Below are 21862 nucleotides of genomic sequence, written 5' to 3'. Positions count from 1 at the left end.
CCGCGGGTCAGACCGGCAATACGCAGATCAGCTACACCGTCAGCGATGGCCAGGGCGGCACCGCCACCTCGACGCTGACCGTAACGGTGACCGGCACCAATGATGCCCCGGTCATCACCGGCACCGCTACCGGCTCGGTGACCGAAGACAGCAACGTCAATACCTCGGGTAACCTGACCGCCAGCGGCGCGTTGACGGTGACCGATGCGGATAATGGCCAGAGTGCCTTCGTGCCGGGTAGCGCCAATGCCGCCGCCGGCACCCTGGGAACGCTTGCCATCACCGCCGGGGGTAACTGGAGTTACAGCGTTGCCAATAGTGCGGTGCAATACCTGAAAGCTGGCGAAACCAAGGTCGAGAATTTCACTGTCTCCACGTTGGATGGCACCACGAAAACCATCGCCGTGACGATCGTCGGCACCAATGAGCTGCCGGAGACGCTGGATGTGAGTGTCACTGGCAGGGAGGATCCGTCATCACTTATCGCGGTCAATCTTGCCGGAACCGATGTGGACGGCAACATTGGCAGTTTCGAGATCTCGAGCCTTGGCGCCAACGGTACCTTCTATCGTGACGCGGCGGGAACTCAAGCGCTGACGCCCGGTGCCTCGATCTCCGCCAGCAGCAATGGCGCGACGGTCTATTTCAAGCCGACGGGAGACTGGGCTGGCACGACCACGCTCAAGTACGCGGCGATCGACAGCAGCGGCGCCAAAGATTCGACTCCGGCGACGGCAACGATCAATGTCACCGCGGTCGCCGATGCGCCATCGATCACCCTGGGCAGTAACACTGCCGCTGGCGCTGGTTTAACGCGCGACACCTTCTCCATCACGACGCTCGGGACCAACGGCAATGGCGCCGACCCGGCCGCCATGCAGGCCGCGATCGATCGCGCCGGTACACCCGCCAGCAGTGGCAATGTCACGGCTGCGGCCAATACCAATGTGGCCGTTGGCACTGGGACGCATCTGTCGGGACTAATCTATCTGGAAGCTGGGAAAACCTATGCCTTCAACGGCACTGGCGATGACAGTATCCGCGTGCTGATCGGCGGAAACGTGGTCGGACAGGGGACGTGGGGTGGCAGTTCCGGCAACTATTCCGGCAGCTACAAGCCGACGGTAAGCGGTTACTACACGCTGGATCTCTACCACCACAACCAGGCGGGGGCCGGCAGCTACTCGCTCAATGTCGGCGTCAACGGTGGTGCGTCGGTCCCGCTAAACGCGAGCAACTACGTGCTGATGCAGGATGTCAGTGCGCTGGATACGGCCAACGTCAACCATTCAGGGCTGTTGGGCTCCGATGGAAAGGGCAATGGCTACTATCAGCTCTACGCCATGAACCAGGGCGACGAGGATAGCGTCGTTCATCTGTCGAAGATCGCGGCAGCGCTGACCGATATCGATGGCTCCGAGACGCTTGGCAGCGTGCGCCTGAGTGGCATTCCTGTTGGTGCCACGATCAGTGATGGCACCAATACGTTCGTCGCCACCAGCGGCAAGACCAGTGTCGACCTCGGTGGCTGGAACCTCAACACGCTGACGGTCAAGCCGATCGCCGACTATAACGGGTCGTTCAATCTCGTCGCCTCGGTCACATCAACCGAGAGCAGCAACCGAGATACGTCGACTACCAGCGTAACGATTCCCGTCACTATCTATCCGGTAAACGACGCGCCCGTCATCGTTGGCCAGAGTAACGCTGCGACGGTTTCCGAGGAGGGGCTGCCAGGCGGTGTGCCGGACACTGCCGGAACATCGGATACCACGGACTCCGCCGTCACTACTGGCAGAGTCGTTGCGACGGATGCCGATAGCGATACTCTCACCTATGCGTTGACGGCGCCGACCACGGCGTTGACCTCGGGTGGCGTCGCGATCACCTGGAGCGGTAGCGACAGCGGTACCTTGATCGGCTCTGCCGGTGGCAAGGAGATTGTCCGCGCGACGATCGATGCCAATGGCCAGTATCAGATAACGCTGAAAGCGGGTGTCGATCATCCGAAAGCGGGCGAGGACACGCTGAGTTTCAATCTCGGTGTGAAGGTCAGCGATGGCCGCGTGACGGCCAACAGCTCGATCGGCGTGACCGTAGAGGATGATTCGCCGGTGGCGAAATCTCAGTCGTTGAGCCTGGTCCAAGGCGCCGTCAGCACTAACGTACTGCTGGTGGTGGATACGTCTGCCAGCATGAGCGAGAAAGTCACGGTTGGCGGGGTCGAACAGACCCGGCTGCAAGTGCTTCAGCAATCGATCAAGGAAATGCTGACCCGCTATGACGATATCGGGAACGTCAAAGTGGCACTCGCGACGTTCTCGGACCAACTGGACACGTCGCCCAAGTACAGCTGGCTGACGGTGCCTGACGCGCTAAAAGTGGTGGACGCGCTCACGACGAGCGGAGGCACCAACTACGACTATGCGTTGAGCAACGCGCAAATGGCGTGGAATACCGGTGGCAAGCTGACAGGTGACGTGCAGAACGTGTCGTACTTCTTTTCCGACGGGGCGCCGACACTCTCGAGCGACAATCCGTCCGCTGGTTATTACGACCGGTACGGATACTTTTACGGCAATTCCGGCACTTCCACCGAAACGGAGTTGGGGGACGGAATCAGCAGCTCAGAAGAGTCCGCCTGGAAAGCGTTTCTCAGCAAGAATGCCATCGACTCGCTGGCTCTTGGGATCGGCGGGGACGCCAAGCAAACGTATCTCGATCCCGTGGCGTACGACGGGCGGGGCGGAGTAAATATCGACGCGGTAGTGGTCACCAACCTGGATACGCTGGCTAGCGTAGTCAGCGGTACGGTGGAAATGCCGTTGCTGCAGGATGGGGTGATCAGTGGCAGCGCGCATGGTCTCTCCTCGTTTGGTGGGGACGGTGGTTACATCAAGAGCCTGGTGATCGATGGCGTTACCTACTCCTTCGACAAAAGTAGCGGTGCGGTCACCGCATCCTCGAGCACGGCCGTCTTCAGTGTCGACAACAGCACGCATGCCCTGAGCGTGACCACGGCGCTGGGTAGCAAGCTGGTCATGGATATGGACGATGGTAGCTATCGCTATACCGCCAAGTCCGGCAGCTACGGTGTCGATTCGATTCTCTATACGCTGAGTGACAGCGACGGTGATACGGCCAGCGGGGTCATGAACATCAACGTCAAGAGCGGTGTGACGGTCGCGATGGATGATCGCATCATCACCAATATCATGAGCCCGAGTCTTACGATCGGGGCCGATGTCCTGCTGGCCAACGATGTCATCAAGGCGGATACAACCGCCACCGCGACGGGGCTGACACTGACCACCGGCTGGAAGGATCGCACGGCCGATTTCACCGCGGCGAGCGTGCAGACGCAGTCGTTTACCAACAGCGACAATTTTGCGCTCAATCGGAACAGCTTTTCGATCGCGAATCAGCCCGCCAATGTCGCCACGACGATCGTTCGCGGCTATCTGGCGGGTGCGACGGGACTGTTGTTCCCCTCTTTCGGGTCGAATGCTCGCGATACCATGACTTTGACTCTGCGTGCGGGCGAGTCAATGACACTGTCGACTACGGCAGCAGCAGGCGTTGCACTCTCTTATCGAGCAGAGGGCGGAAGCGATACGTCGCTTGCCGATGGCGGAACTTTTACAAACCTCAGTGGTGTTGATCGCAACTACACCATCACGGTCCAAAACGTACAGGATGCCAATGCAACACTCTTTAATCCTGGCCTGGGGGCCGAGAACTACGATCTCACCATGCAGATTGGTTATCCAAATAATCCAACGCTGACCTCCAGCTACACTCTCACCGACAGCCAGGGGGGCACCGATACCGCGTCGGTGACCGTCGACTATCAGCGCGGTCAGTCGCTGACAGGTACCGACAGCGGCGATACGCTGGTGGCCAACAACAGTGCGACAGTGATCAGCGGTGGCAAGGGCGACGATGTCCTGATCGGTGGAAAAGGAAATGACATTCTCACCGGCGGAGAGGGCGACGACATCCTGCGGGGCGGCGAGGGCAACGATACGCTCAGTGGCGGTGCCGGTCGTGATCGCCTGTTCGGTGGCGTGGGTAACGATACCCTCGACGGCGGCGCTGGCGCCGACCGTCTCGAAGGTGGAAAGGGCAACGATATTCTGACCGGCGGCGACGGCAGCGATACCTTTGCCTGGATGCGCGGCGATCAGGGCTCCTCGGCGACACCGGCCATCGATCGGGTCACCGACTTCAAGAGCGGTGCCGGTGGCGATGTGGTCGATCTATCCGACATGCTCGACATCGGCTCGAGTAGTCTTTCCAATGCGGTACTGGCCTCGTTGGCTTCGCAGTATCTGCATTTCGAGAAAGGCACGACGGCGGGCAGCAACAATGGTTCTACGCTGCAGATCAAGACCGACGGCCCGGATGGTGCAGTGACGCAGAAGATCGAATTCGGCAACGTCGATATGACCACGCTTGGCAACTCGGATACCGATATCATCAGGACGTTGCTGGACAACGGCAATCTCAAGACGAACCTCGATGGGTAAGGCAAAGGCTGAACATCGACTGACAGGAGGCCGCAGGTTTGGCTGAAGAACCGACACCGCTTCGACCCGACCCGGTGGGAGAGAAGGAGATCGACCCGCTTCTTGGCGCGTTGATGTTTCTTTCCCGCCACCACGGCACGCCGAGATCGGCCGATGTCATCAGTGCGGGTCTGCCCCTCGACGATGGCAGGTTGACGCTGTCTTTGGTGCCGCGGGCGGCCCAGCGGGCGGGACTGTCGGCCAAGCTGGTGAGTCAGCGGGCGGATCGTGTCGCCGATATCCTGCTGCCGTGCATTCTGATCCTGCACGGGCGGCGTGCCGTGGTGATGCTGGCGCGCGACGAACAGCGTCGGCAGGCGACGGTGTACATTCCCGAGGCAGACGGTACCGAGACCGTCGACATGGCCTCACTGTGCGAGCAGGCGACCGGCCAGGTGATCTACGCCCGGCGAGAGCACCGCTTCGATGACCGTGCTCCCGAAACCGTGAAGCTGGCCGAGGGTCACTGGTTCTGGTCGACGCTCAAGCTTTCGACGCCGATCTATCGAGACGTACTGATCGCTTCGCTGTTGATCAACCTGTTCGCGCTGGCAGCGCCGCTGTTCACCATGAATGTCTACGACAAGGTGGTGCCGAACCTGGCCTTCGATACGCTCTGGGTGCTGGCGACCGGCATGGGGATCATCGTCTGCTTCGACCTGCTGATGCGTCAGGTGCGCTCCTGGTTTCTGGATACGGCCGGCAAGAAATCCGAGGTGCTGCTGTCGGCCAAGATCTTCGCCAAGGTGATGAACCTGCGTATGGAAGCTCGCCCCGTCTCGGTGGGTGCTTTCGTCAAGCATTTGCAGGAGTTCGATTCGGTCCGCGATTTCTTCACCTCGATGACCATGACCACGCTGGTCGATCTGCCGTTCGCGATTCTGTTTCTGATCGTGGTCTGGATCGTCGGCGGGCCGCTGGTCTGGGTGCCGATCGTGGCGCTGCTCATCCTCATCGGCTACAGCATCATCATTCAATGGCCGCTCAAGCGCTCCATCGAGCTGGGTTCGCGGCTGGCGACCGAGAAGCACGCAAGACTTGTCGAGAGCGTGGCGGGACTGGAAAGCATCAAGCTTGCCAATGCACAGGGCGAGACGCAGCGCCGCTACGAGCGCGCCGTCGGCGAGATCGCCAAATGGGGAGTGAAAAGCCGCAACCTGTCGACCTCGGTGTCGTCGCTCACGATGTCCGTCAACCAGATATCGACGGTAGCGCTGGTGGTGCTCGGGGTCTATCTGATCGGCAACGCCCAGCTTTCGATGGGCGGCTTGATCGCGGCCGTGATGCTGACGGGACGTGCACTGCAGCCGCTGGCGCAGATGGCGCTGCTGATCACGCGCTTCGGCCAGACCCGCAGCGCCATGGCGGCGATCGACCACATCATGCATCTGCCGGACGAGGTCGACGAGGCCAAGAACTACGTTCATCGCGACAAACTCAACATGCGCATCGAGTTTGACCACGTCGGCTTCCGTTACGGCGAACAGTCAGCGGAAGTGTTGACCGATGTCTCGTTCACCATCGAGCCGGGTGAACGTGTCGCGATCATCGGCCGCATGGGGGCGGGCAAGAGTACGGTCGAGCGGTTGATGAGCGGACTCTACCGCTCGACGGCGGGAAGCGTGCGCATCGACGGTCTCGATATCAATCAGATTCATCCCGCCGACGTGCGTCGTCATATCGGCTTCGCCGGGCAGGATAGCGCGCTGTTCTTCGGCTCGATTCGCGACAACATCATTCTCGGCCAACCCTACGCCAGCGACGAGTCGGTGCAGCGGGCGGCGGACATCGCCGGAGTGAGCGAATTCACCCGACGCGATCCCGATGGTCTCGATCGTCAGATCGGCGAGGGTGGCCGGCTGCTCTCCAGCGGCCAGCGTCAGACTGTGATGCTGGCACGAGCGATCCTGACCAACCCTTCTCTGTTGCTGCTGGATGAGCCGGGCTCGCACATGGACAACCGTGCCGAAGCGATGCTGCGACGCACGCTGCGCGACCTGCCACGCAGCCAGACACTGGTGCTGGTGACGCACAAGAGTTCGATGCTCGACGTGGCGGACCGGATCATCGTCCTCGACTCCGGTCGGCTGATCGCCGATGGGCCCAAGCCGACGGTGCTCAAGGCGCTCAACGAAGGCCGCGTACAGGCGCCGCCGAGTGCCGACTCGATACCTGACGCAGCCCCGGGCGGCAGCCAGCAGGAGGTGCGGCATGGCCAGCGCGGATAACGTCGTCAAGTGGCCGCGGCCCAGCGCGCGCGAACTGGAACTGGCCGACGACGCCAGTGCCGCTACCCTGTTGGCGACGCCTTGGCGCTCGCGCATCATCATCTGGATCCTGCTGGCCGCCTTCATCGCCTTTCTGGTCTGGGCCGGGCTTTCCAGCATCGAGGTCGTGACCCGTGGCACGGGGCAAGTCGTTCCCTCCTCCCGTCTGCAGACGATCCAGAACCTGGAGGGCGGCATCGTGCGGGAGCTCTACGTCGACGAAGGCGATGTGGTCGATGCCGGTCAGCCGCTGGCACGCATCGATCCGACCCGAGCGACTTCCGACCTGGCCGAGCGTAACTCCACGCTGGCCGGGCTGCAGGCCACGGTGGCGCAGTATCAGGCCGAACTCTCCTCCGTCGAGGTCAATCCCGATGCCGCGGCGTGGCGCGATCAGGTCGCGATCAGCCGTCAGCCGATCCCGCTCAGTGATGAATTCCAGACGACCAATCAGGATATCTACACCGCGGCGGCGAGTGCCTACAGCGCACGCATCAATGGTCTGCAGTCGCAGCTCGACCAGGCCGCGGCCCAGATTCAGCAGCGCCAGCAAGAGCTTGAGGAGATCCGGGCGCGGGTCGGTTCGTTGTCGCGCAGCTACCAGCTCTCTCGGCAGCAGCTCGGGATTACCGCGCCGCTGGTGAAAGAGGGCATCGTCTCGCAGGTCGACCTGCTCAATCTGCAGCGCGAGGTCAATGATCAGCGTGGCGATCTGGAATCCGCCCAACTGTCGATCCCTTCCAAGCAGTCGGAACTGGAGGAGGCGATCAGCAAGCGTCGCGACGTCGCCGCGCAGTTCCGTTCGCGCAGCGCCGATGCGCTGACCGAAGCGCGCAACAAGCTGGACAGCCTCCAGCAGGGGCGGGTCAGCCTGCAGGATCGTGTCGACCGGACGCTGATTGTTTCTCCGGTTCGGGGCAGCGTGCAGTCGATCAACGTCAATACCATCGGTGGTGTGATCGAACCCGGCGCGAGTCTGATGGAGATCGTGCCGATCGAGGAGCAGCTACTGGTCGAGGCGAGGATTTCGCCGCGAGACGTCGGCTTCATTCGCGTGGGACAGCCGGCGACGGTGAAGTTTTCCGCCTATGACTTCACCATCTACGGGGGCATGAAAGGACAGGTCATGCGAATCAGCCCGGATACCGAAGAAGACGACAAGGGCAATACCTATTACGAGGTGACTGTGCGTACCGACAGCAATCACCTGGGGAAAAACGTCGATAACCTGGCGATCATTCCCGGGATGCAGGCGACGGTAGATGTGATCACCGGTGAACAGACCATCCTGCAATACCTGCTGAAACCGATACTTCGTGCACAGCAGGGGGCGATGCGTGAACGCTAACCGTACGCAGCGAGACAAGAACGAGGGGAACAAGGCGTCATGATGAAGCGATGGATTCTGTCCGCCGGCCTGGCAGCGCTTGCCGGCAATGCCCAGGCGCAAACGCTGACCCAGGCGGTAACGCAGGCGGTCATGGAATATCCCACCACGCGTACCGAGATGGCGCGCTATCAGCAGAACCTGGATGACGCGCGAGCGCAGCGGGGTGCCTACCTGCCCTCCGTCGATCTGGAAACGCGGGTCGGCTACGGCGAGAACGAGAGTGAGATCGACGGGGTTTCGCAGTCCAGCGATCCCCATAACTATCGTCGCGCCCAGATCACGTTGTCGCAGCTGATCTGGGACGGCAATACCACGATCGAGCGCATTCGCCAGGCCGATGCCGAGAGCGATTATCAACGCTGGCAGGTGGCGGCCGCCGCCAACCAGATTGGTCTGGTGACGGTCCAGAGTTATCTCGACGTGCTGCAGTCGCAACGTCTGCTCGAACTCGCGCAACGCAACGTCGATACCCATCAGCGGATCGCCTCGGACATTCGTCGACGTGAAGAGCTCGGTGCCGGCACCACCACCGACACCAGCCAGGTCGAGGGACGCCTGGCCCAGGCTCAGGCCAGCCTGATTTCCGCCCGCAACAACCTCGACGATGCCGTTTCGGCTTTCGTGCGTTACGTCGGCGAGTCTCCCCGTAATCTCAACTTGCCCGATGATGTCGACATGGGCGCCGTTCCCGGGGACTTCGATTCGGCCATGGCGATGGCGACCTCGGACAACCCGCTGGTGATTTCGGCATCGCATTCGATCGAGGCGGCGCGACACGAGGTGGCTGCCGAGCGTGGCGATTTCCTGCCCACCTTCCGGGCCGAGGCCAGCCGATTGGCCAGCCGCGATTACGACTACGAGGGCAACGACGCCGACGACTGGAATGCCGATCTGGTGATGTCCTGGAATCTCTATCGCGGCGGTATCGACAGTGCCGAGATGCACTCGCGGGAAGAAGCGTTGCGCGCCGTGCGGTATGACAGCGATCGCTCGTTGCGCGAGATCCGCGATGAACTGCGGCTGGCCTGGAATGCGCGGGACTACATCACCAGCCAGCTGCCGTTTCTCAGACGCCACGTCGAGGCCAGCGAGCAGACTCGGGTCAACTATCGCAAGCAGTTCGATATCGGGCGTCGCACGCTTCTGGACATGCTCGATAGCGAGACCGAGCTCTTCGATGCGCAGCAGGCGCAGGTACAGGCGGAGTTCTCGCTACGCCAGGCCAACTACCGACTGCTGTCCGCCACCGGCCAGCTGCTGGACACGCTGCAGGTGAACGTCGGCATGATCGGTGGTCCCGACGATCGCTATCCCGTGTCGGAAGCCGCCAACGACCGCCCCCAGGGCTGAGGAGATATCTATGAGCCTGTTTCGGCGTTCGGTCGCGATCATGGTCGGCCTGTTACTGCTGTTTTCAGCCGGTATCTTCGCGATCGAGGTGCATCAGACCCGGGCATCCCTGGCGGAACGTCAGCAAGCCGACGTCGATAACCTGGCCCAGGCCTTGAGTCTGTCGCTGGTGCCTTTCGTCGAGATCGGCGACTGGACCAGCGCCGAGACGCTCATGCGGGCGGCTGCCGACGGCGGCGCGGTACGTCAGATTCGTCTCGAAGCCGTCGGCCAGGAAGAACCGTTGGTCATCGGGTCGCGTCGTGAAAGCGAGACGCCGGGCTGGTTCCAGCATCTGGTCGCGTTGCCCAACGCGGTGAGTGAGCGCGAGATCAGCGGGGGCTGGTCGGCGCTCGGCAGCGTACGCATCGCATCCGAGAGCGCTGGCGCCTACGATCAGCTGTGGTCGCTGGCGCTGCAGATGCTGACCTGGATGGCCGTGGGTATGGTCGGTGCCGTGCTGCTGTGTGTGCTGGGTTTCAAGTTGCTGCTGGGGCCGCTCAACCGCCTGGCCCGCAGCATCGCCGACATGCAGATCGATGGCTTCGACACGCCGCTTCAGCCCAGCCGCATCCGCGAACTGCAGGGCATCACGGAGTCGGTCAACCGGCTCGGGGCCCGACTCAATCAGCAGTTCGAGCAGCAGGCGGAACAGGTCGTTCGGCTGCAGCGCATGACCGAACAGGACGCCGTGTCTCAGCTCGGCAACCGGGCCTATCTGTCGCGTTCGCTCGACGAATGGCTGTCGGCCCCAGTGGGGGGGGCGCTGGTGATTCTACGTATCGATCATCTGCAGGAACTCTACCGACGTGATGGCTTCGAGGCGCGTGATCAGGCCATTCGCAGTCTGGGCAGTCATCTGCAGGGCGCCCAGCTGGGCGGGCGAGCCGTACTGGCCGCGCGTCTTTCCGCCGAGGAATTTGCGCTGATCCTGCCGGACTGCGACGACGAAACGCGGGAGCGCTGGCTCGAGGAGACGCTGAATCGTCTCGACGACGTCGTCGATGCCAATCCGCTGGCCGAGACGCGTTCCGAGCACACCCGCGCGGGTGTGGTGCTGAAAGAGTCGGGAATGACGCGTGAAGGCGCGCTGGCACGCGCCGACAGCGCCCTGCGCGACGCGATCGAGCTGAGCAGGCGCTGGGTCGTGGTGCGTCCCGAGAACACGCTGGCGGCGCGGGGAAGGCAGGAGTGGCGGCAAGTCATCGATCATGCCTTGACCGAGCGCAACGTCAGTTTCGTGGCCCAGCCGGTACTGATGATCGACGGCAGCGAACTGCATCGCGAGGTTTTCGTTCGCCTGAACGAGGGTGATATTCAGCATCCGGCCTACGCGTTTCTCCCTGTCATCAACCACTTCCAGATGGGAGCACTGCTCGATCGTGCCGTGCTCGAGAGCCTCGGCGAGCGAGCGGGGCAGTTCGAGGGCCGGTTGGCGATCAACCTGACCGCGGATTCACTGGTGGATCAGGCCGCGTATCGACGGCTCATCGGTTGGCTCGAATCGCATCCACGGTTCGCCGCCATGCTCGATCTGGAAGTCAGTGAAGAGATTGCGCTCGAGCATCTCGATATCGTTCAGCAACTGTTTCGTAGCGCGCATCGACTGGGTGCCCGCTGCGGGGTGGATCGGTTTGCTCGCAACCTGCAGGCGATGGCCTATCTGGCGAGATTGCGTCCCGACTACGTCAAGATCGACCAGGGCTTCTTCGTGCGCGAAGAGGTGGATACCGAATTCCTGCGAAGCCTCTGCATGGCGGCGCATCAGGTCGAGTCGCGGGTGATCGTGACACGGGTCGAATCCGACGAGCAGCGCCAACGCGTGGAGGCGGTGGGCGCCGATGGGTATCAGGGTTACCTGGCACCGATCTCGCCGCTGACGTTGCAATGAGCCCGGACCGCACACTCGTGGCGTCGGTCTGACACGATGAGGTCAGTTCTCGAGCGCGGCACGTCTGGCCGCCGCGCCCTGCGGCTGCTGGGCCTCGCCGGCATGGTCGTTCTGCTGCAGAGCGGACTGCCAGCGGCCGAGGCGCTGCCGCGGTTGCCCCCAGAGCAGCAGGTTGTCTCGATCTATGGCCAGACGGGGTGGCAGCGGATACGACAATGGCAAGTGCTTATCGATCAGCTGCAAGGGCGGGCAGTGAATACGCAGCTGGCCGGGGTCAACGACTTCTTCAATCAGCTGCGTTTCGTCGACGATATCGATGTGTGGCACGTGGAAGATTACTGGGCCACGCCGTTCGAGTTTCTCGGCGTGGGCGCGGGGGACTGCGAAGATTTTGCCATGGCCAAGTATTTGACGCTGCGGGAGCTTGGCGTGCCGGATGCGCAGTTGCGGCTGCACTACGTCAAGTACATCCCCTACGATCAGTTTCATATGGTCGTGACCTGGGCACCGTCTCCGACGACGCCACCGGTGGTTCTCGACAATATCGTCAAGCCGATCGAACCCGCCTCCCGTCGCAACGATCTGGTCCCGATCTACAGTTTCAACGGCAGCCATCTCTGGATCAGCAAGCTGGGCGGGGGTGGACGTGAAGTCGGCGAGTCGAGCCGACTGAGTTTATGGCAGAGCTGGCAGCAGCGGCTGGATGACGGCACGCTGCGCGATCCGCGGCGCTAATTCCACCGTCGCTGTCAGCCCGAATCGCGAAGGGAGTTCCACGATGAGTAATACACGATGAGCCTTAAACGGGATTGGCGATCGCGGGCGTGGCTCGCTGTGGCGCCGACGGCACTGCTGCTGGCGGCATGTGCCACTTCGTCGCCCAGTCGCGATGTCGTCGTCGACCGCCCGACATCCGCGGGCATCGACCAGGTCAGCGCCGACCATGTCTTCGAGACGGCGGATAGTGACGCCGATGGCTATCTGATGCCGGTGGATGTCGAACGGCTGGGACTGGGTGGCAACTGGCACACGCTGGATGCCGACGGTAGCGGCCGCATCTCTCGCCCGGAGTTTCGCGATCTGTTCGCCGCGCCACTGATACAGGCTACGCTAAGACTGCCCGGTGACATCGAGAACGCTCAGCCGCTGGTTTCCAGCGAGTTTCTGCTGCCCCCGGAACCGCCCGCCCAGCGTTACGTACCTGCACCCGTCACGGCGCCGACCCCTGCGAGCATGACGATGCCGTTCAACGCGCCATTGGTGATTCCGGTGCTGATTGACGATCAGGAGGCCGCCGCGCTCGATGAAGCCAGTAAAGATACCGAGGCCGATACGTCGGACACCGATATGTCGCTGCCTTCGAACTGACGCGATCTCAGAAGGGCGGCACCGATCATCATGTCCAACCGAATTTTGAGGTGGTTAACGACCATGTTTTCAGCGACCCCAATCGTGCGCTCGGCGGAAGTACAGAACGACATCGACCATGCCTGCCAGCGTCTCGCCCTTTATCACTTCAACAGTTGCCCGTTCTGCCAGCGCGTTCGCAGTCGGATTCAGCGGCTGGCGCTGCCCATCGAACTGCGCGATATCCAGCGTGATCCTCGGCATCGGCAGGACCTGATGGCGGGCGGCGGACGGACGATGGTGCCGTGCCTGCGCATCGAGAAGGAGAATGGTGCGGTGGAGTGGATGTACGAGTCGGCGGACATCAATCGCTATCTGGAGCGGCGCTTCGGCTGAAAACGGAGATCGATTGTCGGTGACTCAGGCCGGTGGGGTTTCGTAGAATGGCCCTTTCCCATTGATCAAGATTCAGGAGTGATGTCATGGCACAGGCCAGCGCCCGCCATATTCTCGTCGACAGCGAACAGAAGTGTCTCGAGCTCAAGCAGCAGATCGAAGCCGGCAGCGATTTCGCCGAAGTGGCGCGTCAGCATTCCAGCTGTCCCTCCGGGCGTCAGGGCGGCGAGCTGGGTACTTTCGGTCGCGGTCAGATGGTCAAGGAGTTCGATGAAGTCGTCTTCAATGGTGCCGTCAACGAAGTGCACGGACCCGTGAAAACCCAGTTCGGATATCACCTGCTGGAAGTCACCTCGCGCACCTGACTTGCGCACCTGATAGGTCGTCGGGCCGCCCGCATTCGGGCGGCTTCTTTTCTTCCCGGTTACCCCCACCTTTCCTGCCTGTTTACCATTGCGGTGATCGGCCTCTTGGTATCGGTCCCGTGGTCACGCCCGCAACTCAAGCACAAAACATTACCAAATTTTCCATTTGGCTTTTCCGCGGCGAACTACGCTGAGGATACGCTCACCGTCGCCGAGGGCTCGGTATTGACAACGCGGCGAGCGGATAAGGATATCCACGAAAAGCGAGGTAGTACTGATGACTACGAATTCGAAGTCAGACAAGACGGAAGGCAAGGTCGACAAGGTCGCCGGTAAGGTAAAGGAAGCGGCTGGCAAGATGACCAAGGACCGCGAGCTCGAAGGTAAAGGCAAAACTCAGCAAGCCAAGGGGGATGCCAAGTCTGCCAAGGGCAATCTCAAGGACGCCACCAAACCACGCCACTAACAACTCGAGTCATCGAACCTCGTAGTTGCCAATGTTTCATGACTCCAAGGTTCTTTATTCAGCAGCCCCGGCATTCGCCGGGGCTGCTCTCGTCTCAGACTGGCAGTTCAGTTCAGTTCAATTCAATTGGGTTCAGTACCGAAACTCGACAGCCAGCATCGGCTGGAGCACTCAAGCCTTGCCGCGACTGTTGTAAATCTCCAGATCCAGCTCTTTCTCGCTCTTGCCGACCAGTGTCGTCACCATCAGATCGCCGGCGACGTTGACGCTGGTGCGCGCCATGTCGAGGATACGATCGATTCCCGCCACCACCCCGATCGCTTCAAGCGGCAGTCCGATCTGCGCCAGCACGATCGACAGCATGATCAGCCCCGCACCGGGTACGCCGGCCGTACCGATCGATGCCAGCGTGCCGGTCAGTACGATCATGCCGTAATCCATCATCGTGAGATCGGCCCCGACCAGCTGAGCGACGAACAGCGCCGCGACACCCTGGTAGATCGCGGTACCGTCCATGTTGATGGTCGCGCCCACCGGCAGCACGAAACTCGATACACCTTCCGAGACACCGAGATTCTTCTGGGCACAACGAATCGAAACCGGCAGGGTGCCGGAGGAGGAGGCCGACGAGAACGAAACGACCAGGGCGTCGATGATGCCCTGCAGATAGCGCATCGGATTCAATCGGCCGACCAGGCTCAGCAGGCCGGTATAAACGACCAGAACATGAACGATGCAGGCGAGGTAGACCACGCCGATGACCTTGGCCAGCGGCAGCAGCACGTCCAGCCCATATTGTCCGGAGACGTTGGCCATCAGACCGAAGACCCCGAATGGCGCGAACGCCATGACGATGGCGGTGAGCTTGTACATCGCTTCGGCGAAGCTTTCGAAGACGCGCACGACGGGCTCGCCTTTCTCGCCGATCAGCATCAGGGAAATGCCGAGCCCGATGGCGAAGACGATGATCTGCAGGATATTGCCCTCGATCATCGCCTGAAGGGGATTCGACGGCACCAGGCCGACGACGATATCGACCAGCGACGGCGCGTCGTTGGTCTGCTGCGCCGCGCTCATCGACGCATCCGCGCCGACGCCCGGCTGGAAGATCGTCGCGGCGACCAGGCCGATGACGATCGCGAAAGCGGTCGTGATCAGGTAGAGCCCGATCGTACGGGCGCCGACACGGCCCATCTTCTGCGGGTCGCGCATCCCGGTGATGCCGACGACCAGGGTCGAGAAGACCAGCGGCACGATCAGCATCTTGATGCCGTTGATGAAGATATCGCCGAGCGGTTTGAACATGCTGGCCTGTTCGCCCATCAACGCACCGGCGAGCACACCCAGCACCAGGCCCGTGATGATCTTTTGCCACAGGGGAATGCGTCGCCATAGATTTGGCCGGGAGGTTGTTGCAGTCATGCGCGTGGTCCTTGTGCAGGCGAAATTGCCGGGGGCAAAAGCGCGCATTTTACGCATCCCCGGGCCTTTTGCGATCCGTCCATTCGAAAACGGGATGGCATATAACCTGATTGCGACCAAAGTCTCAGCGCGTCGATCCGGCAGTGAAGCCTGCGTCGACGCTCGGAAGACGCAGGCCCGCTTGCACAGGCGTTGTACCGCCGGCGGTATCAGATTTCCCGATACAGCTCACCGCCCTCACGCTTGAACCGCTCGGCCTGCTCGTTCATGCCGGCGTCCCGCGCGGCGATCACCTCGTCGGCATTGCCGCCGAAGCGTTCGCGGACCTCCTGGGTGATCTTCATCGAGCAGAACTTCGGCCCGCACATCGAGCAGAAGTGGGCCACCTTGGCGGCATCCTTGGGCAGCGTCTCGTCGTGATAGGCACGGGCGGTATCCGGGTCGAGTCCGAGATTGAACTGGTCCTCCCAGCGAAATTCGAAGCGTGCCTTGGACAGCGCGTTGTCGCGACGCTGGGCGCCGGGGTGCCCCTTGGCCAGGTCGGCAGCGTGAGCCGCGATCTTGTAGGTGATGATGCCGGTCTTGACGTCATCCTTGTTGGGCAGGCCCAGATGTTCCTTGGGCGTGACATAGCAGAGCATGGCGCAGCCGTACCAGCCGATCTGCGCCGCACCGATGCCGGAAGTGATGTGGTCGTAACCGGGTGCGATATCGGTGGTCAGCGGGCCGAGCGTATAGAAGGGCGCTTCATCGCAGCACTGGAGCTGCTTCTCCATGTTCTCCTTGATCAGTTGCATCGGCACATGGCCGGGGCCTTCGATCATTACCTGCACGTCGTGTCGCCAGGCGATCCGGGTCAACTCGCCCAGCGTTTCGAGCTCGGCGAACTGCGCTTCGTCGTTGGCATCGGCGATGGATCCGGGGCGCAGACCGTCACCCAGCGAGAACGAGACGTCGTAGGCCTTCATGATCTCGCAGATGTCCTCGAAATGGGTGTAGAGGAAGCTCTCTTTGTGGTGATACAGGCACCATTTGGCCATGATCGAGCCGCCCCGGGAGACGATGCCGGTGACGCGCCGGGCCGTCATCGGAACATGGTGCAGGCGCACGCCGGCGTGAATGGTGAAGTAATCCACCCCCTGTTCCGCCTGTTCGATCAGGGTGTCGCGGAAGATTTCCCAGCTCAGGTTTTCGGCCACGCCGTCGACCTTCTCCAGCGCCTGGTAGATCGGCACCGTGCCGATCGGTACCGGCGAGTTGCGGATGATCCACTCCCGCGTCTCGTGAATGTTCTGGCCGGTGGAGAGATCCATGATGGTGTCTGCGCCCCAGCGGATGCCCCAGGTCATCTTGTCGACCTCTTCCTCGATCGAGGAGGTCACGGCCGAATTGCCGAGGTTGCCGTTGATCTTCACCAGAAAGTTGCGCCCGATGATCATCGGCTCGCTCTCGGGATGATTGATATTGGCCGGGATGATCGCCCGGCCGCGAGCCACTTCGTCGCGCACGAACTCCGGCGTGATCTCGTCGGGCAGCTCGGCACCGAAAGATTCGCCCGGATGTTGATGATCAAGCATGGGATCTTGGTAAGAGCCGAGCATCGGATCGAGATGGGCACGGCTTGCCTCTCGCCGACGCTGATTCTCCCGAATCGCGATGAACTCCATCTCCGGGGTGATGATGCCCTGGCGGGCGTAGTGCAACTGGGTGACGTTGGCATCCCGTCCCTCTGTTGTCATGCGGGCACGACGTGGCGTGCGCCGGAGCTGAAATCGCAGTGTCGAAAGGCGCAGGTCCTCCGCGCGCAGACGGCCGTAACGAGAGCTCGGGCCCTCGAGCCATTCGGTATCATCGCGTTGGTCGATCCAGCCACGGCGCAGCTCGGGCAACCCGCGACGAATGTCGATCTCCGCTGCAGGGTCGGTATAAGGGCCGGAAGTATCGTAGACGGTGAGCGGTGCGTTGGGTTCGAGTCCGCTTCGTGTCTGCGTCGGCGAGAGCGCGATCTCGCGCATCGGCACCCGGATATCGGGACGCGAGCCTTCGACGTAAATCTTTCGCGAGGCTGGCAACGGCGCGATGGCAGCGCTGTCGACGCGGGCGGTTTCGGAGAGAAACTGTGGGGATTTCATGTTCGGTCGTGCTCCGTGGCATGACTTGCCAGGCGTATTTGCCAAGGCTATCGGGTCAGGCCGGCGCACAGCGCAGGAGGGGGAGAACGAATCGACGGAACGGTATCCGGGAATGAGATTCTCCGCTTGATCCCTACGCCGGTACTAGCCGGATCAGGTTCGTCGGGATCCGTCGTGGCGCCGTCGAAAGACTCTCGGCGCAGGACGATCTCAGCCGGTTCCACCGGCACCCCGTCAAGCTGGCGATAGCGTTCATCGCCATCAGCAGTCTGTGGCGAGGGTCGGGCTGGGTCAAGCAGGGTTTACGTCCGGGCCACGGTTGTGGTGTCGATAAAACTGCGCTTCATGGATCGACGGCGCGCTCGACCAGATCGATGAACGCCTGGGCCTGTGGCGTCAGTTGGTGTCTCGTATGGGTCAGCCACACCTCGGAAACCGCGTCCCCGTCACTGATGGGCCGATAGCGAACATTGTCGACCTGGATATGCTGGAACGAGGCGGGCAGGATCGAGACCCCGAGACCGCTGGCGACCAGGCTGATGATGGTGTTGGGACCGCCGACCTCCTGGACCAGCCGAGGCGCCAAGCCGCGTTTGGCGAATAGCGCATTGAATTGATCCAGCAGGCCGGTGCCGGCGGCGGGCGAGAAGTAGACGAACGGGTGGGTTGCCAGTTCGTCGAGCGTTAACGGTAGCGCGCTGCCGCCGAGCGGGCCCTGTTCATTGACCACGGCCATCAGCGGTTCGCGAATCAAGGTGAATGCCGCGAGGCCATCCGGCAGGGTCGCGGGGCGCATGATCCCGATATCCAGGTCACCCTGGAGCAGAGGTTCGATCTGGCGCTGGCTGTTGAGCTCGTGCATGCGAAGCTCGACGTCGGGGTAGCCTTGCCGATAACGCATCAGCGTCTGCGGCAGCGTTGGCGTCAACGGTACCGACGTGGTGAAGCCGATACGCAACTGACCGGCCTCGCCACGCCCGAGCCGGGACACTCGACGCGTGGCGCGTTCGGTTCGCGCCAGAATGTCACGCGCTTCATCGAGCAGCAGTCGGCCCGCCTCGGTCAGCTCGACGCGGCGATTGGTCCGAGTCAGCAGACGCGTGCCTAGTTCGCGCTCCAGCGCCTGGATCTGCTGGCTCAACGGTGGCTGCGAGATTCCCAGCCGCTCGGCGGCGCGGCTAAAGTGAAGCTCTTCGGCCACAGCGACGAAATAACGTAGATATCGTAGTTCCATGGGGAAACTCGCAGCTCCATTGAGTCGAAAAACCTCTCAAAAGCATCGAATAATATATTAGAAAGCTTAATGGCGGCGGCGTAACCTACCAAGGTCTACATCGAATCTCTAAACCCCTGATGCCCCCGAAGCACCTTCATTCCCGGTCGGCTTCGGTCATCGATATCGGGAGAACCGGGTTGTCTCGCCACTCCTCATCCGAGATCCACCGCGCTACGCAGGCCACTCATCATCAGCTGGAACGCGAGGCGGAAACCGTCGAGAGCGGTTTCATCGAGCGCGGGCAGCGCGGTTACCGGCCGACCATGCTGGCGCTCTTTCTCGGCGCCTTTTCAACGTTCGTGCTTCTCTATTGCGTGCAGCCGCTGATGCCGATCCTGTCGGACGCCTTCGGTATCGATGCAGCCACCAGCAGTCTGTCGCTGTCGGTATCGACTGGCATGCTGGCGGTCGGGCTGTTGATTACCGGTCCCATTTCCGATGCGGTAGGGCGCAAGTTGGTGATGACGGTCGCGCTGCTGGCGGCGTCGACCTGTACGCTGCTGGCGGCGGTGATGCCCAACTGGACCGGCATTCTGATCATGCGAGCGCTGGCGGGGCTGTCGCTTTCCGGGCTCTGTGCGGTGGCGATGACCTATCTCAACGAGGAGATTCATCCCCGCTACGTGGGGCTGTCGATGGGGCTCTACATCAGCGGCAACTCGATCGGCGGCATGAGCGGTCGCCTGATCAGCGGCGTGATGGTGGACTGGGTGCCGTGGCGCTGGACGCTCGCTACCATTGGCATCGTGGCGCTAATCGCGGCGTTGCTGTTCATGCGCTGGCTGCCGCCATCCCGGCACTTCACCCCCCGCCCGCTCAACTGGCGCAGTGTTCTTTCCGGCTTCACCGTTCATTTCAAGGATCGAGGGCTGCCCTGGCTCTTCGTCGAAGCCTTTCTGCTGATGGGCGGCTTCGTCACGCTCTACAACTATATCGCCTACCGTCTGCTGGCCGAGCCCTATCAGGTGAGCCAGGCGTTGGTGGGGCTGCTTTCGATCGCCTATCTGTCAGGCACCTACAGTTCGGCCTGGGCAGGGTCGCTGGCGGACCGGCTCGGGCGTCAGCGGATCTTCTGGATGTTCATCGCGATGATGCTGGCAGGCTTGGCCATCACGCTGTTCGAGCCGATCAGCCTGATCCTGATCGGCATGCTGGTCTTCACCTTTGGTTTCTTCGCCGCGCATTCGCTGGCTAGCGGCTGGGTCGGCCTGCGCGCCAGGCAGGCCAAGGGGCAGGCGTCGTCGCTCTATCTGTTCAGCTACTATCTCGGCTCCAGTGTCGCCGGCACGCTCGGTGGTGCCTTCTGGTACTGGGGCGGCTGGAACGGGGTGTCGCTGTTCATCGCGGTATTGCTGCTGACAGCGCTGGCGATCGGCGGATTGCATCTGCGGCGGCTTGCCTAGCGGCTGCGTCGTTTCTCAATGAAAAAAGCTGGCGATCTTCTGATCGGCAGCTTTTTTTTACGGCCTGAAGACAGGAATTTTACGCCCTGGCTAACCGGCAAAAATCACTTCGCGAAGAGCTGGCCCATATCCTTGAACGCCTTGAATTCCAGGGCGTTACCGCACGGATCGAGCAGGAACATGGTGGCCTGTTCGCCGGGCTGACCCTTGAAGCGCACGTAGGGTTCGATCACGAACCGGGTGCCAAAGCCCTGCAGGCGCTCGGCCAGCGCTTCCCACTCCGGCCAGCTCAGCACGATACCGAAGTGCGGCACCGGGACATCGTGACCGTCGACGGGATTGGTATGGGCCGATTCCTGCGAGGGCGTCTGCGGGTGCTCGTGAATCACCAACTGGTGACCGTAGAAGTCGAAGTCGACCCACTGTTCGCTGGAGCGGCCTTCGTTCAGGCCGAAAGTCTCGCCGTAGAACTGGCGGGCGGCGGCCAGGTCGTGGACCGGGATTGCGAGATGAAAAGGGGAAAGTGCCATGAGGTGTTCCTTGTCGCTGTGAGGTTCGGGGTATTCTGACTGCGGGTTTATTTGATGAAAAGCGCATATTATTGCTGCCTGATATCAAATATTGTGGATTCTCGACGCGCTGGCTGCCCATGCTCAAACAACTCAGGACCTTTCTTGCCGTCGTCCGTCACGGCACCTTTTCTGCTGCCGGCAGTGCGGTCGGGCTGACCCAGTCCGCGGTGAGCACCCAGATCCGAACTCTCGAGGCCGATATCGGCGAGCCGCTGTTCGATCGGACGGGGCGTGCCGTTCGACTCAATGCGGCCGGACGTCGGCTGCTGCCGCAGGCCAATGAAATGCTGGCGTTGGCCAGCCGGATTCGGCACGCCGATGTGGATGGATTGACCGGGGAGTGGCATCTGGGTGCGATCGCCAGCCTGCAGAGCGGAGTACTGCCCGAGGTTCTGCAAACGCTGACCCGCGAGGCACCGGGGGTGATGACTCGCGTCGTGCCTGGCGTCTCGCTGGCGCTGCTCGACCAGGTCGACAAGGGCGATCTGGATATGGCGTTGATCGTCCGGCCACCGTTCGCCTTGCCTCCCGACCTCTATTCCCGAGTCATCGCTCGCGAGCCGTTCGTCATGATCGCGCCACTCGATGCCGAGGAGGGACCGGCGGAGTCCCTGCTCGAGAGCCATCCGCTGGTGCTCTACGATCGGGGCTCTTTCGGGGGACGTCAGGTGGTGCGGTTTCTCGAGCGTCGGCGTCTGCGCCCGTCGATTCGGCTGGAGCTCGACGAGATCGATGCCATCGCGCGAATGGTGGAATGCGGTCTGGGTGTCGCGCTGATTCCGCTTGCCGGGTTGTGGCGTCGCCAGCAGCCGCTGCCGGTGCGGGTGATCTCTCTGGAAGAGCAGCGGTTTCATCGTGAACTGGTCATGGTGTCCCGGCTTTCGCCGGCCGAGTCGCCGCTAGTGGCATTGATCGAACAGGCGCTGCTGTGTCTCGACCAGGCCAGCGACGATTCAATGCAATGAAACGGTGAAAATC

General features: G+C 61.9%; 16 protein-coding genes and 1 riboswitch. Of the genes, 12 read left to right on the top strand and 4 right to left on the bottom strand.

What is annotated here, in order from left to right; genetic code table 11:
- The 10 genes from DOM36_RS17605 to DOM36_RS17560 form a co-directional block, all read left to right on the top strand.
- Positions 1 to 4529 (top strand): VCBS domain-containing protein (locus tag DOM36_RS17605; protein ID WP_157958674.1); only part of this gene is annotated, 4529 nt, incomplete at its 5' end.
- A gap of 38 nt (positions 4530 to 4567) precedes the next feature.
- A complete protein-coding gene (locus tag DOM36_RS17600; protein WP_232823912.1) occupies positions 4568 to 6796 on the top strand; it encodes a type I secretion system permease/ATPase in 2229 nt (742 codons plus the stop codon).
- Entirely contained in the window at positions 6780 to 8183 is a 1404-nt protein-coding gene (locus DOM36_RS17595) for an HlyD family type I secretion periplasmic adaptor subunit (RefSeq protein WP_157958673.1), read from the top strand. The genes DOM36_RS17600 and DOM36_RS17595 overlap by 17 nt, the downstream gene beginning before the upstream one ends.
- 42 nt (positions 8184 to 8225) lie before the next feature.
- Entirely contained in the window at positions 8226 to 9575 is a 1350-nt protein-coding gene (locus DOM36_RS17590; protein WP_162618352.1) for a TolC family outer membrane protein, read from the top strand.
- A 10-nt stretch (positions 9576 to 9585) separates the two neighbouring features.
- Complete coding sequence (locus tag DOM36_RS17585) at positions 9586 to 11505, top strand: EAL domain-containing protein (protein WP_075571278.1); 1920 nt, start codon at positions 9586 to 9588, stop codon at positions 11503 to 11505.
- Between the two features lie 36 nt (positions 11506 to 11541).
- Positions 11542 to 12240, top strand: coding sequence for a transglutaminase-like cysteine peptidase (locus DOM36_RS17580; RefSeq protein ID WP_232823911.1), 699 nt, complete (start codon positions 11542 to 11544; stop codon positions 12238 to 12240).
- A 57-nt stretch (positions 12241 to 12297) separates the two neighbouring features.
- A complete protein-coding gene (locus tag DOM36_RS17575; RefSeq protein WP_157958672.1) occupies positions 12298 to 12873 on the top strand; it encodes an EF-hand domain-containing protein in 576 nt (191 codons plus the stop codon).
- Between the two features lie 63 nt (positions 12874 to 12936).
- Positions 12937 to 13248: a glutathione S-transferase N-terminal domain-containing protein gene (locus tag DOM36_RS17570; protein WP_110643852.1), complete on the top strand. Its 312-nt coding sequence runs from the start codon at positions 12937 to 12939 to the stop codon at positions 13246 to 13248.
- A gap of 86 nt (positions 13249 to 13334) precedes the next feature.
- A complete protein-coding gene (locus DOM36_RS17565) occupies positions 13335 to 13613 on the top strand; it encodes a peptidylprolyl isomerase (RefSeq protein ID WP_075571275.1) in 279 nt (92 codons plus the stop codon).
- A 277-nt stretch (positions 13614 to 13890) separates the two neighbouring features.
- Positions 13891 to 14079 carry a CsbD family protein gene (locus DOM36_RS17560; RefSeq protein ID WP_075571274.1) on the top strand — a complete coding sequence of 63 codons (189 nt, stop codon included), beginning with the start codon at positions 13891 to 13893 and terminating at the stop codon, positions 14077 to 14079.
- A gap of 171 nt (positions 14080 to 14250) precedes the next feature.
- Here DOM36_RS17560 and DOM36_RS17555 read toward each other — a convergent pair whose 3' ends face one another.
- The 3 genes from DOM36_RS17555 to DOM36_RS17545 all read right to left on the bottom strand — a co-directional run bounded on the left by DOM36_RS17555 (position 14251) and on the right by DOM36_RS17545 (position 18867).
- Positions 14251 to 15501: a dicarboxylate/amino acid:cation symporter gene (locus DOM36_RS17555; protein WP_110643851.1), complete on the bottom strand. Its 1251-nt coding sequence runs from the start codon at positions 15499 to 15501 to the stop codon at positions 14251 to 14253.
- A 209-nt stretch (positions 15502 to 15710) separates the two neighbouring features.
- Positions 15711 to 17633, bottom strand: a complete 1923-nt coding sequence (thiC, locus tag DOM36_RS17550) for a phosphomethylpyrimidine synthase ThiC (protein WP_110643850.1) — start codon at positions 17631 to 17633, stop codon at positions 15711 to 15713.
- A 113-nt stretch (positions 17634 to 17746) separates the two neighbouring features.
- A riboswitch (TPP riboswitch) is annotated at positions 17747 to 17877 on the bottom strand.
- A gap of 99 nt (positions 17878 to 17976) precedes the next feature.
- On the bottom strand, positions 17977 to 18867 hold the full coding sequence (locus DOM36_RS17545) for a LysR substrate-binding domain-containing protein (protein WP_075571271.1): 891 nt from the start codon (positions 18865 to 18867) through the stop codon (positions 17977 to 17979).
- A 179-nt stretch (positions 18868 to 19046) separates the two neighbouring features.
- Between DOM36_RS17545 and DOM36_RS17540 the strand changes: the two genes are divergently transcribed.
- Positions 19047 to 20312, top strand: coding sequence for an MFS transporter (locus DOM36_RS17540; RefSeq protein ID WP_232823910.1), 1266 nt, complete (start codon positions 19047 to 19049; stop codon positions 20310 to 20312).
- A gap of 104 nt (positions 20313 to 20416) precedes the next feature.
- Here the strand turns inward: DOM36_RS17540 and DOM36_RS17535 are convergent, their stop codons facing one another.
- A complete protein-coding gene (locus tag DOM36_RS17535) occupies positions 20417 to 20842 on the bottom strand; it encodes a VOC family protein (RefSeq protein ID WP_075571270.1) in 426 nt (141 codons plus the stop codon).
- A 119-nt stretch (positions 20843 to 20961) separates the two neighbouring features.
- Here DOM36_RS17535 and DOM36_RS17530 point away from each other — a divergent pair, with 119 nt between their 5' ends.
- A complete protein-coding gene (locus DOM36_RS17530; protein ID WP_110643848.1) occupies positions 20962 to 21849 on the top strand; it encodes a LysR family transcriptional regulator in 888 nt (295 codons plus the stop codon).
- The last annotated feature ends 13 nt before the right edge of the window (positions 21850 to 21862 follow it).

The organism is Salinicola sp. CPA57, assembly GCF_003206035.1.
Taxonomy (GTDB): domain Bacteria; phylum Pseudomonadota; class Gammaproteobacteria; order Pseudomonadales; family Halomonadaceae; genus Salinicola; species Salinicola socius.
The sequence above is the reverse complement of the archived record's forward strand: the minus strand, read 5'-3'. Positions and strand labels throughout refer to the sequence as shown.